Annotated in this window: 1 rRNA gene; it reads right to left on the bottom strand. The window is 49.1% G+C overall.

Features of this window, described 5'->3' with window-relative positions:
* A 23S ribosomal RNA gene (locus H4J63_RS20715) occupies nt 1–214 on the bottom strand; the annotation flags it as partial.

Raw genomic sequence — 214 nt, 5'->3', positions numbered from 1 at the left:
GTGACTCGTCTCGTGTCTCAGGTTTAGTGTTCGTCCGGATTTACCTAAACAAACGCCCTACTCACTTTCACATGGACTACCAACGCCATGCTTGCTTAGCCTGCTCCGTCCCCCCATCGCAATTATATCGAGTACAGAAATATTAATCTGTTTCCCATCGACTACGCCTTTCGGCCTCGCCTTAGGGGTCGACTTACCCTACCCTGATTAACAT

Source organism: Pseudoalteromonas sp. 5Ae-yellow (genome assembly GCF_014077565.1).
Taxonomy (GTDB): Bacteria; Pseudomonadota; Gammaproteobacteria; order Enterobacterales; family Alteromonadaceae; genus Pseudoalteromonas.
This window is presented reverse-complemented; position numbering and strand designations above follow the sequence as displayed.